The sequence below is a fragment of the Bacillus sp. J41TS8 genome (genome assembly GCF_018333035.1).
GTDB classification, from domain to species: Bacteria; Bacillota; Bacilli; order Bacillales; family Bacillaceae; genus Bacillus; species Bacillus paralicheniformis.
Map to the genome: position 1 here is coordinate 36,850 of NZ_BORF01000005.1, position 11,858 is coordinate 48,707.

Genomic DNA, 11,858 nt, shown 5'->3' on the forward strand with positions numbered 1-11,858 from the left:
TGTTAGCTTGGCTTTGGAGGCGTTTTTATTTCTTTTCCGCCTTTTTTATCATAAAATAGAAAATAAAGATTGATTATGGATAAGGTTAAGAAGTGGACGTAATGGGTAAAGTGTAGTAAAGTACAATTAATTGGGAGCTTAGTTATCCCTTCAACATCTTACAAAGAAGGGAAGGTTGGCAAATGGAAATCGAAAGAATAAACGAACATACGGTTAAGTTTTATATTTCCTACGGTGATATCGAAGACCGCGGGTTTGACAGAGAAGAAATTTGGTACAATCGAGAACGCAGTGAAGAGCTTTTTTGGGAAATGATGGACGAAGTGCACGAAGAAGAAGAGTTTGCCGTTGAAGGCCCCCTTTGGATTCAAGTGCAGGCCCTTGATAAGGGATTGGAAATCATTGTGACAAGAGCTCAGCTGTCCAAAGACGGACAAAAGCTGGAACTGCCGATTCCTGAAGATAAAAAACAGCATGTAGCAGAAGAAAGCCTTGATGCTTTGCTTGACGACTTTCAAAAAGAAGAGCAGGCAGAAGAGCAGAAACTGCAGTTTGTTTTAAAGTTTGACGATTTTGAGGATTTAATCTCACTGTCAAAAATGTCTATCAGCGGCTGCAAAACGACATTGTACTCTCACGAGAACCGCTATTATTTATTCGTGGATTTCAGTGAACTGCCCGATGAAGAGGTGGAAAACCAGCTGAGCATTCTGCTGGAGTATGCCTCAGAATCAAAGACGACGATTCATATGCTGAAAGAGTATGGAACACTGATTGCAGCGGATCATGCTCTTCATACAATAAAAAAGCACTTCGCATAAAAAAGCCGGTTTCTTTTGAAGCCGGCTTTAACTTTCTGGAACAAATATAACAAAGAGCTTCAATTCTCCACAACTTCCCTCCTCCCGTTCTACATCTTTCAAACGGCTCACCACTTTCAAAAGAAAACGATCATTTCGGCCCAAACCGAATAGGGTCAATCTGATCTATACACTTCCAGTTTCATTGATTAAGATGGATTGGTGTTATGACAAATTTTGAAAGGTGAGATTGATTTGATGCGAAAAAGTTTAAAATGGATCATGGCTGTCTTTATTGGTTTAACATGTTTTTGTGCCGCTTATTCTCAAACAGCCATGGCAGCCGTACATTCCAAGACTCCGGATATTCTCGGAACAACGGGTAAAAACAATTTGAATCAGGCCTATAAAAAATACTTTGATACAAAAGGCGATGGTAAAGGCGGATCGCTGTTTCATTATATGAAGGACGGTTCAGCTTACATCGCTTCGACGACGGACGATAACCTGGGAAATGGCTACTACAGCGTCAAAACAGAGGGTATGAGTTACGGGATGATGATTACGCTGCAAATGAATGATGAGTATAAGTTCCAAAAGCTGTGGGATTTCGTCCGTAAATATATGCGCCATTCCGACAGAAGCGACAGTTTGTACGGCTACCATAGCTGGCATATGAAAACGAACGGCTCAGACGTGCAAACCATTGATCAGAATGTTGCATCTGACGGCGAGGTCTGGTTTGCGGCAGCGCTCATGATGGCATCTGGCCGCTGGGGAGATAAAAAATACCCGTACGATTACAAAGAGCGGGCTCAAGACATGCTTGACGCTTTGGCCGGTGATGGAGAATACGCCAACACAGGTAAGGAATCGCGAGTGTTTATTAAAAACAGCAAGGATCAGCGCTATGCGATGGTTCGATTCGGCCCTTATGTCAATTGGACGGACCCATCCTACCACGTTCCTGCTTTTTTCGAGTTGTTCGCTAAAAGCGCCAGAAGCAGCCAGCAGTATTTTTGGAAAGATGCAGCAAACAAATCTCGAACATACTTGTCAGAAACAACGTTTAAAAGCGTGTTAAATAACGGATCAACCGTCACCAATGCGGCCACAGGGCTGTTTCCCGATGAAGCCGGCTTTGACGGCGTAAGCGATGCGGCTCATTCCTCAACGGAAACAGACCGAAATTTCAGCTATGATGCTTGGCGGACGGTGTCTCATATCGCTATGGATCATACACTTTGGTCCTCGGCAGATAACGCATATCGCGCCAGCGAGCAAAAAGCGGTTAACAAGTTCTTGACGTTTATGAAACGGGAAAACTACGGGAGAACGGCCCATGAATATACGCTGAATGGGACGGCCGTCAAAAAAGGAAGCCCGGTTGGCCTGATCGCCGCCAATGCGGGCGGCGCGACTGCAGCAAGCGATGCATCATTAAGGACGGGATTTGCCAATGCGTTTAACAGCACATATATTCCAGAAGATTATTACGGATCATGTCTTTACATGCTGAACAGCCTTGTGGCAAACGGCAAATTTGCGATGTACCTTCCTTAAAAAATGTAATATCAAATTGAAAGACTGACCCTTCTCTGCGGAGAGGGGTTTTTAATTGGTCAGAAGTTGATCCCGTAATTATCCTTTAACAAAAATTACATCTCTATTTGAGGAAGATTTTTGTGAACTTTATGAACAAAAAGAATATTATGCAGTTAAACTGTGCACGAAAAGTCGGGGAAGCTATAATGAAAGCGATTACAATGAAGGGGGAGCACAACATGACAAAGAGGGGTAGATGTTACGGCTTTACAATTTTGCTTGTGTTTGCGCTGATTTTGGGAGGATGCGGCGGAAACACGGCTTCAAATAAAGCCGCGAACGAAAAAGACTTTAAACCTTCGAAAGCAATTGAGGTCGTTGCGCCTGCCGGAGCCGGCGGGGGATGGGATACAACGGCCAGAACGATCTCGAAAATTTTAGGTGAAGAAAAATTGATTGAAAAGATGGCTGTCGTCAATAAACCGGGCGGCGGGGGAGCGTCGGGATGGTCGTATGTCCACCGCAAAAAAGGTGATAACCATACGTTGTTTGTTACATCTCCGCCGATTTTGTTCGTGCCTTTAAACGGACAATCCCAGTACGGTCACAATGATTTTACGCCGATCGCAAGCGTGATTGCCGACTACGGAGCGTTTGTCGTTCATAAAGATTCGCCTTATCAGTCGATGACAGATCTTGTGGATGCGCTGAAAAAAGATCCGAAAAAAGCCTCTATTGTAGGGACGTCTTCTCCGGGAAGCATGGACCACATGCAATTTGTCAGCGCTGTTCAAAAGGCTGGCGTTGATGCGAAAGAGCTGAAATACATTACGGCGCAAGACGGCGCCGGGATGAGCATGCTGCTCGGTAAAAAAGCCGACGTCTACTCGACGGGTGTCGGTGAAGCGGCCGAACAGGCGCGCGCCGGAAAAGTCAGAGTGCTGGCCATCACCGCTCCCGAACGCATGAAAGGAGATACGGTCAAAGATTTTCCGACCTTAAAAGAGCAGGGAATCGATGATGAATTTACGGTCTGGAGAGGATTTATGGGACCTCCGGGAATGAGCGAGTCCGCCGTAAAATATTATGAAGAAAAAATCAAAGAGATGATGGAAAAAGACAGCTGGAAATCGATTCGGGACAGCTATGGATGGACGGATAAGTTTATGGGCCATCAAGAATTCAAAGACTATCTTGACGCTCAATATAAAGAAATGGAAGCGCTCCTTGATGATATCGGATTAGGTGGCAAATAAAATGGTCTCCGCGCGGTTGCCGGTATGGGAAAGCGACTTAAAAGCTTTGCCCGGCACAGCCGGCGACCGGCAAGCTGAAATCGAGAAAGGCTGGTGTAAACCATGAGAATCACAAACCGGGCCGTTTCTGTCATCATTTTGGCTGTGGCAGCCATTTACCTGGCGTTCAGCTTTAATTTAGACAGCTATCCGTACGCGGTGATCGATGCGGACGTGCTGCCGAAAAGTTTAGGCATATTGCTTCTCATTTTGGGTGTATTTCTGTTTTTTGAAAAAGATCAAAAAGATACAACGGTGAAAAAGCTGTTTCAGCTGAAGAAAAAAGACGTCAAGGTCATGATGCTCTGTGTTGCTTCTCTGTTGATCTACATTTCGATTTTGGAATTCATCGGATTTTTGCTTTCTACGGTAATGCTGCTGATCGTTTTGCCCGCGGTGTTGGGATATCGAAATTGGACAACGGCTGCGCTCGTTTCACTGATTTTCAGCGGCACAATTTATTTTTCATTCAACTATGTGCTCAACATCATGCTTCCGCAGGGGGTTATGCCTTTTTAATCGAACATAAGGAGGAAAGTGCATGTTAGATAGTATATTATACGGATTTCAGGTGGCGCTGACTCCGCAGAATATCATGTTCGCTTTTATCGGGGTGCTGATCGGGACGGTTATCGGGATGCTGCCCGGGCTTGGGCCGATCACTGCGATTGCCATTATGATCCCGTTAAGTTACGGAATGGACCCGGCCTCCGCGTTAATTTTGATGGCGGGTGTCTATTACGGAGCGGTCTTTGGCGGTTCGACGTCATCGATTCTGTTAAATGCCCCCGGAGTAGCGGGCACTGTCGCAACATCGTTTGACGGCTATCCGATGGCAAAGCAGGGGAAAGCGGGAAAAGCCCTTGCCATCGCTGCAATTTGCTCCTTTGCAGGCGGAACGATCACCGTAGTTGCGCTGATGCTCGTCGCACCGACAATGGCAAACATTGCGGTGACATTTGGACCGACAGAATATTTTGCATTGATGATGCTCGGCTTGGTGGCAATTTCAAGCCTTTCCGAAGGATCGACAGTCAAGGCGCTGATTTCTGCGACATTGGGCTTTATGACCGCTACCATCGGGATTGATCCGCAGACGGGGACCGAACGGTTTACATTCGGTGCGGCAAGCCTTCTGGAAGGCATCGATTTTCTGATCGTGGCTCTCGGTTTGTTTGCACTTGCTGAAGTTGCGTTCTTGATCAAGACGCGGAACAAGCCGATGACGGAAGGAGCGTCTCAGGTCGGCAGCCTGAAGGTGACGAAAAGCGAAATGAAAGAGATTTCGGGACCGATCGCAAGGCATTCGGTCATCGGATTTTTGCTCGGCATCCTGCCCGGTGCAGGGGCGACAATTGCATCATTTATTTCTTATATTACAGAGAAGAGAATCTCAAAACATCCTGAAACGTTTGGCAAGGGAAATATCAAAGGGGTCGCAGCACCTGAGACTTCGAACAATGCGGCAACGAGCGGCGCATTCGTACCCCTTCTGACACTCGGGATTCCCGGATCAGGAACAACGGCCGTCCTGCTCGGCGCCCTTTTGGTCGTCGGCGTTCAGCCGGGACCGCTCATGCTGACGGATCATCCCGACGTGTTCTGGGGCGTGATCGCAAGCATGTATATCGGCAATTTATTTCTGCTGATTTTAAATTTGCCGTTAATTCCTTTCTTGTCAAAAATTCTTCTGATTCCGAAGCAGCTTTTAATTTCGCTCATATTTGTTTTCTGCCTGATCGGCGTCTATGCTGTGACATTTAATGTCGTACATCTTTATATTCTGGTGTTCTTCGGAATCCTCGGGTATTTTATGAGAGTGCTGTCTTTTCCGGCGGCTCCGTTTATTTTAGCTTTTATTCTCGGAAGTTTGATGGAAGAATCGTTTAGACAAGCGATGACGCTGTCATCAGGAAGCCTGTCCGTGTTTTTTGAAAGTCCCGTCACAATCGGTTTATTGATTACGGCTCTTTTGTCGCTCATCGTACCGCCGATTTCCCGGGCAATGAAGAACAAAAATAAAAAGTCGATCGATTTGGAAGGCTGAGCTTTTGATGTCCGGAACGCTACGTTTCCGGACTTTCATTTTTCACAGGCTTGTAGCGGCGTTCGGGACGTCCGACGGTTCCATAGAAAAGTTCTGTTTTTACATGCTTTTCCGCAGCTAAAAATTCTAAATAGCGCCTTGCGGTCGTCCGGCTGACACCGATGGTGCGCCCGAGGTTTTCGGCGGTGATGCCATCGCTGTTTTCGCTTTTGTTTAAAACGCCGGCTACTTTTTTCAGCGTCAGGCCGTCGATTCCTTTCGGATAATCGGCTTCAGCGGTTTGTTTTTCTTTCATGATGCTTCGCCTTTTTGCCATCAAGCTGTCAACGTCTGTCTGATCGATTGAAGACATTTCATTTACCTTGAGCCGGTAGGACCGATAGTTTAACAGCGTTTCTTTCAGCCTGGAAAACATAATCGGCTTGATCAAATAATCGACGGCTCCCGCGCGAATCGCCTGTTCGACATACTCAACTTCTTTCGCCGCCGTAATCATCATGACGTCTGTATGTCTGAGCTTTTGTCTGATCAGCCAGAGAAGCTCCATGCCTGAGCCGTCCGGCAGAAAAATGTCGAGCAGGACAAGGTCGGGCTTCACGTCCGGAAGCAAATCCTTTGCATCTTGAAAATTTTCTGCGATTCCAATAACAGAAAATCCTTCAATTTTGCTGATCAGTTTTTGATGTATGTCAGCGTTCCTGATGTCATCCTCCACGATAAACACTTGTAATGCTTTCATAGGTCAGTCCCCCAGCGTTTCTCTATTTTGGTATCACGACAGTAAACAATGCTCCGCCAAGGTCGCTTTTATCCGCTTTGATTTGTCCGTTTAACGCATTGACGGCTTCTTTGACTAAAAAGAGGCCGAGACCGCGGTGATTAGCCGCTTTTGTCGAATAAAACTTTTGAAAGATCCGCTCCTGTTCCCCCTCGGGAATACCGTCTCCCGAGTCTTCGACTTCAATTAAGATGTGATCTCCCCCGTCTGACAAGAAGACAAGGATGCTGCGGTCTTTTTTGTGGGAAACGGCGTCAAAAGCATTCTCAATCAAATTTCCTAAAATCGTAATGAATTTGCCTTTGTCCATTTCGTCCGGCAAAGCGTCCAATTTTGAGCTTTCATCGATTTCCAGGTTGATGTGCAGCTCTTTTGCACGGTTGACCTTTCCCAGCAGCAACCCGGAAAGAAGCGGATCAGGAATCGAATGGATGAGAAATCGCAGCATTTCCTGATGGCTTTTGTTCTCTTTTTGGATCAATTCGAGCGCTTCAGAATAGCTTTCCAGCTGGATCAGTCCCGCGATTGTGTTCAGCTTGTTTGAATATTCGTGGGTCTGGGCTCTCAGACCTTCCGCGTATTGCGAAGTTTGCGCCAGCTTTTTGGAGAGTTCGTCAATGTCCGTCTTTCTCCTGAAGCTTGCAACGGCCCCGCGGATTTTTTCGTTTTCGAAAATCGGCACTCTGTTGACGATTAATTCTTCATTTCCGATCGTTAATTCCTGATCTTTTTGCGCCGTTTTCGTTTTCATCACTTCGGGGAGCAGCGTATCTGGAAGAAGCTCGGAAATCGGTTTGCCGAGCCACTGATCTTCGCTTTCGACGCGAAGGAGCTCACACGCTTTTCTATTCAAGAGCGTGATTTCTTCATGTTTGTTGATGGCGATCAAGGCCTCGTGCACAGATTCTGTAATCGCCTGTTTTTCAGTATATAATTGATTAATTTCATAAGGTTCAAGACCGAAAATGGACTTTTTGACATTGCGGGAAATATAGACGGCTCCCAAAACCCCCATCAGCACGACAAATCCTAATAAAAATATTAATTTTGTCTGATATTGAGAGACGATATCCTGAATATTTTCTTTTAAAAAACCGACTGAGATGATTCCGACGATTTTGCCGTTTTCATTAAGGATCGGGGCTTTGCCCCTGATGGCTGGGCCAAGCGTGCCGACGGCTTCCGAAATATATGCTTCCCCTTTTTCAAGAGCGCGCTGATTGTCTCCGCCGACCATCGGTTTGCCGATTTTTCCCGGGTCCGGATGAGCATAGCGAATCGCATCCGCCGAGCCGATCACAATGTATTGCGCACCGGACTGCTTTCTCGCGTTTTCTGCAATTGGCTGAAGGATTCGGGACGGATCGTCCGTTTCAAAGGCTTCCTGGACGGAAGGCATCTGGGCGAGCGTTTTCGCCATATCGAGCGCTCTGGCTTGAATTTGTGTTTTTAACGAATTTTCTAAAATGATTAAATAGAGGCCGCTCATAACAGAAAGCAAGATGAATAGCAGGGTGAGAATCAGCAATGTAAGCTTGGTGGTCAGCTTCCGTTTGATGTCAAAAACTCCTTTTCTAAAAATTTCGAGTTCTATAATACTACTTTATATAAAATCAGCCTGAATTTGAAGCGTTTTCAAAAAAAGGAAAGCTTCCGCGCATGTTGAATACTTGATCAAACAGGAAGGAGAGAGACAATATGTTCAGTGCAATGATCGATCAAGAAGAGATCATCTGTCTTGCCGACGGATACAAAACCGAAGATCTCAAGCGATTGAGAAAACGACATTTATTTTACTGTCCGGTTTGCCGGTGTGAACTCGACCTGAAAGTCGGTGCCGTCAAGCTCCCACACTTCGCTCATAAGCCGGGTGCAGCATGTCCGGTGCCTCATGAACCGGAGAGCTCCTATCACCTGAAAGGAAAACGGCTGTTGTACGAATGGCTCGGCAGACAAGGCTTCCGCCCGGTGCTTGAACCGTATTTGCAAGAGATCAGACAAAGGCCCGATTTGCTTCTGGAACACGAGACCCGCCAGGTTGCGGTTGAATTTCAATGTGCGAATCTAGATGCGGCAGCGTACCGAAAAAGAACGGACGGCTTTCTCAAACTGGGAATCGCGCCGTTGTGGATTCTGGGCGGTAACCGGGTAAGACGCTTGGCGAGGAGTTTTTTTCAGCTTTCAGGGTTTCACTGGCAGTTCGCTCAGAAAAGGGATAAGCCTCCTAAGCTCCTGTTTTTTTGCCCCGAACAAAAGGCTTTCATCATCCTCGAACACTTGATTCCCTTTCAAACAAACAAAACATCCGCATCCTTGCGTTTTCTCCCACTTGCTGAAGCAGGCTGGCATGATTTAACCGCATGGGAAAACTGTTCGCCTCTCCAGCTTAAAGGTTGGAAAGAAAACATCCGCAGCTTTCGAATGTCGACCGTGCGTTTTTTATCAAAAGAAGCGAAGCAGATAGCCGCGCTCTTTTATGAAAAGTTCCGGCTCCCGCTCCCGTTTTTCCCCTCAGAAGTCTTTCTCCCGGTGCCGTCAGGCTATATTTTTGCCCACCCGGTTTATGTGTGGCAAGGGCACCTTTTCTTATTTATAACGAAGCATGATACGTTTCGCCTGCAGTCTGCGGTTCATTATATGGACTGGCTCGTCAAGGGTAAAAGGCTGAAGCTGAGATGGAGCGGGCAGCAAACGGCTGCTGATGCCGTTTGTGAATACATTTGTTTTTTGCATAAAAAAGGATTTTTAGAGAGGAAAGAGGAATTTTATTATTCCGCGGGTCCTGTTGCTCCGGAGCCGCGGCTGGAGGCGCTGTTAAAAAGGGATGAACATTATTTTTCCGAATGATTATCAAGCCTTTCGTTCAACCTAAAGAAAGGAAGGTGGTGTCCGGACTGTTTCAGATCAAAAGATATGTATTTTATTTTTTAACGGCGGGATTTTGCGTCTTTTTTTTCGCATATGATTTGACAAAAGACGGTGAAAAAACAGAAGATAAACACAATACAAGTTTATTGGACAACAATGGACTTGGAGTAAAGAAAGCGAGGGGATTGACAGTGGCTGAAGAAAAAAAATCGAAGAAACTGCCTTCAAGAGAAGAGGTGAAGCAAGAAGACACGTGGAGACTTGAGGATATCTTCCCGTCAGATGATGCTTGGAGCGAGGAATTTCAAGCCGTTAAAGAACTGCTGCCCAAGCTTTCCGAATTCAAGGGCAGGCTCGGCCATTCCGCCGATGATCTATATGAAGCGCTGACTTATCAGGATAAGGTGATGGAGCGTCTCGGGAAGCTGTATACTTACGCTCACATGCGCTATGATCAGGATACTGGAAATTCTTTTTACCAAGGTCTCAATGATAAAGCGGCCAACCTCTATACCCAGGCAGCGAGCGCAACGGCCTACATGGTGCCGGAAATACTATCGATTCAGGAAGAAAAGCTTCAGCAGTTCCTGCTGGAAAAAGAGGAGTTAAAGCTTTACTCGCATGCTCTCGAAGAAATCAATAAAGAGCGTCCTCACGTACTGAGCGAGGAGGAGGAAGGAATTTTGGCCGAAGCGTCTGATGTTCTTTCATCTTCTTCCAACACGTTCGGCATGCTGAATAACGCTGATATGGAATTTCCGGAGATCACCGATGAAAATGGAGAAAAGGTACAGCTCACACACGGCAATTATGTCACCTTTTTGGAAAGCGAGAACCGCGATGTCCGCCGCGCGGCATTCAAGGCGGTTTACGAAACATACGGCCGCTTTAAAAACACGCTCGCTTCCACGCTCAGCGGAGCTGTGAAAAAAGACAACTTTTATGCGAAGGTTAAACATTATAAATCGGCGCGGGAAGCTGCTTTGTCGCGAAACAGCATTCCTGAAGAAGTCTATGACAATCTTGTCAGCACGATCAACAAGCATCTCCCGCTTCTTCACCGCTATGTTGAGCTTAGAAAAAAAGTGCTTGAGCTTGATGAGGTACACATGTATGACCTGTATACTCCGCTGGTAAAGGACTCTGGAATGAAAGTTACCTACGAGCAGGCAAAGGACTATATGCTAAAAGGTTTGACGCCTTTAGGGGAAGAATATTCATCCATTCTGAAAGAAGGCTTGAACAACCGCTGGGTCGATGTGTATGAAAACAAAGGAAAACGCAGCGGCGCTTATTCTTCAGGAACTTACGGAACCAATCCGTATATTTTGATGAACTGGCAGGACAACGTCAATAATTTGTTTACGCTCGTCCATGAATTCGGCCATTCCGTGCACAGCTACTATACGAGAAAATATCAGCCTTACCCGTACGGAAACTACAGCATTTTCGTAGCCGAAGTAGCTTCTACGACGAATGAAGCACTTTTGGGAGAATACTTGCTGAATACAATCGACGATGAAAAACAGCGGCTCTACATTTTGAATCATATGCTTGAAGGCTTCAAAGGAACGGTTTTCAGACAAACGATGTTTGCCGAATTTGAACATGAGATCCATAGCAAAGCCCAGGAAGGGGAACCGCTGACACCTGAGCTGTTAACGAGCATCTACTATGATTTGAATAAGAAATATTTCGGTGACAATATTGAGATTGATAAGGAAATCGGTCTTGAGTGGTCAAGAATACCGCATTTCTATTACAATTATTATGTGTATCAGTATGCGACAGGCTTCAGTGCAGCTCAGGCACTCAGTCAGCAGATTTTAAAAGAAGGCAAATCGGCTGTTGACCGCTATATTGAGTTCTTGAAAGCGGGTAGCTCGGATTATCCGATTGAAGTGCTGAAAAAAGCCGGTGTTGATATGACATCTTCGGAGCCGATCGAAGCTGCGTGCAAAAAGTTTGAAGAGCAGCTGAACGAAATGGAAGAACTTTTGCAAAAAGTCAATCATTCATAATAGGCGAGTATATAGAAGAGGCTGCCGGTCATACCGGCAGCCTTGTTCGCGATGAGGTCAAAAACCTTTAAATGTTTTGCGGTGGTTGAGGCGGCTGAGCGTAAAAAGGATTGATATAAATAAGAGAGGGGACGTAATATAAAGGGGAAACATATTCATCAAACCTAAAATATTCAAGACGAAAAAAAATAATATTGATGCAAGTCCTAAAATGATCTGAAGCATAAAAACCCTCCTAAGGACTGATAAAATTTCACAGGGGGAGACGAGGCGCAAAAAGGCAGCAAAACCGGGCGCCAGTTCGCATAAATCGCGGTATGGCAACGTGCGGCGGGCTCGTTTTCTTTATTACTTTGATCATATGATGGACATCTATTTTTTATGTTTTTGTGACAAAAATGTGAAAACTAATGAAATCAGTTGTCAAAACTCGACATGATTTGATATTATAAAGATGTGAAATTGATCACAAACAAACATTTACCCCTTTGTTTGACCGTGAAA

The 11,858-nt window shown here is 45.7% G+C and carries 10 protein-coding genes and 1 pseudogene; 8 read left to right on the top strand and 3 right to left on the bottom strand.

Going from position 1 to position 11,858, the window contains the following annotated elements; all coding sequences use genetic code 11:
- Positions 1 to 75 precede the first annotated feature (75 nt).
- The 6 genes and pseudogenes from KI350_RS08760 (at position 76) to KI350_RS08785 (ending at position 5,687) form a co-directional block, all read left to right on the top strand.
- Positions 76 to 201: pseudogene (locus KI350_RS08760) on the top strand (hypothetical protein).
- On the top strand, positions 183 to 821 hold the full coding sequence (mecA, locus tag KI350_RS08765) for an adaptor protein MecA (RefSeq protein WP_106070972.1): 639 nt from the start codon (positions 183 to 185) through the stop codon (positions 819 to 821). The pseudogene KI350_RS08760 and the gene mecA overlap by 19 nt, the downstream one beginning before the upstream one ends.
- 237 nt (positions 822 to 1,058) lie before the next feature.
- Positions 1,059 to 2,363 carry a family 8 glycosyl hydrolase gene (locus KI350_RS08770; protein WP_095290031.1) on the top strand — a complete coding sequence of 435 codons (1,305 nt, stop codon included), beginning with the start codon at positions 1,059 to 1,061 and terminating at the stop codon, positions 2,361 to 2,363.
- Positions 2,364 to 2,584: 221 nt separating this feature from the next.
- Entirely contained in the window at positions 2,585 to 3,601 is a 1,017-nt protein-coding gene (locus KI350_RS08775) for a tripartite tricarboxylate transporter substrate binding protein (protein ID WP_223254839.1), read from the top strand.
- Positions 3,602 to 3,703: 102 nt separating this feature from the next.
- Complete coding sequence (locus KI350_RS08780; RefSeq protein ID WP_025811638.1) at positions 3,704 to 4,159, top strand: tripartite tricarboxylate transporter TctB family protein; 456 nt, start codon at positions 3,704 to 3,706, stop codon at positions 4,157 to 4,159.
- Between the two features lie 22 nt (positions 4,160 to 4,181).
- Positions 4,182 to 5,687, top strand: coding sequence for a tripartite tricarboxylate transporter permease (locus tag KI350_RS08785; RefSeq protein WP_003180636.1), 1,506 nt, complete (start codon positions 4,182 to 4,184; stop codon positions 5,685 to 5,687).
- Positions 5,688 to 5,706: 19 nt separating this feature from the next.
- Here the strand turns inward: KI350_RS08785 and KI350_RS08790 are convergent, their stop codons facing one another.
- The gene (locus tag KI350_RS08790) at positions 5,707 to 6,426 is read right to left on the bottom strand and encodes a response regulator (RefSeq protein WP_020450941.1); all 720 of its coding nucleotides are present in this window, start codon (positions 6,424 to 6,426) and stop codon (positions 5,707 to 5,709) included.
- A 22-nt stretch (positions 6,427 to 6,448) separates the two neighbouring features.
- Positions 6,449 to 7,993 carry an ATP-binding protein gene (locus KI350_RS08795; protein ID WP_025811637.1) on the bottom strand — a complete coding sequence of 515 codons (1,545 nt, stop codon included), beginning with the start codon at positions 7,991 to 7,993 and terminating at the stop codon, positions 6,449 to 6,451.
- 170 nt (positions 7,994 to 8,163) lie between these two features.
- Between KI350_RS08795 and KI350_RS08800 the strand changes: the two genes are divergently transcribed.
- Complete coding sequence (locus tag KI350_RS08800; RefSeq protein WP_025811636.1) at positions 8,164 to 9,312, top strand: competence protein CoiA family protein; 1,149 nt, start codon at positions 8,164 to 8,166, stop codon at positions 9,310 to 9,312.
- Positions 9,313 to 9,524: 212 nt separating this feature from the next.
- Positions 9,525 to 11,354 (top strand): oligoendopeptidase F, encoded by a 1,830-nt coding sequence (pepF, locus tag KI350_RS08805; protein ID WP_023856662.1) that lies wholly within the window; start codon positions 9,525 to 9,527, stop codon positions 11,352 to 11,354.
- Between the two features lie 57 nt (positions 11,355 to 11,411).
- Here pepF and KI350_RS22990 read toward each other — a convergent pair whose 3' ends face one another.
- Positions 11,412 to 11,579 (bottom strand): hypothetical protein, encoded by a 168-nt coding sequence (locus KI350_RS22990; protein WP_023856663.1) that lies wholly within the window; start codon positions 11,577 to 11,579, stop codon positions 11,412 to 11,414.
- Positions 11,580 to 11,858: the final 279 nt, after the last annotated feature.

Coding starts and splice junctions, on each gene's coding strand:
- mecA (WP_106070972.1), top strand. CDS start 183: ATGGAAATCGAAAGAATAAACGAACATACGGTTAAGTTTTATATTTCC.
- KI350_RS08770 (WP_095290031.1), top strand. CDS start 1,059: ATGCGAAAAAGTTTAAAATGGATCATGGCTGTCTTTATTGGTTTAACA.
- KI350_RS08775 (WP_223254839.1), top strand. CDS start 2,585: ATGACAAAGAGGGGTAGATGTTACGGCTTTACAATTTTGCTTGTGTTT.
- KI350_RS08780 (WP_025811638.1), top strand. CDS start 3,704: ATGAGAATCACAAACCGGGCCGTTTCTGTCATCATTTTGGCTGTGGCA.
- KI350_RS08785 (WP_003180636.1), top strand. CDS start 4,182: ATGTTAGATAGTATATTATACGGATTTCAGGTGGCGCTGACTCCGCAG.
- KI350_RS08790 (WP_020450941.1), bottom strand. CDS start 6,426: ATGAAAGCATTACAAGTGTTTATCGTGGAGGATGACATCAGGAACGCT.
- KI350_RS08800 (WP_025811636.1), top strand. CDS start 8,164: ATGTTCAGTGCAATGATCGATCAAGAAGAGATCATCTGTCTTGCCGAC.
- KI350_RS22990 (WP_023856663.1), bottom strand. CDS start 11,579: ATGCTTCAGATCATTTTAGGACTTGCATCAATATTATTTTTTTTCGTC.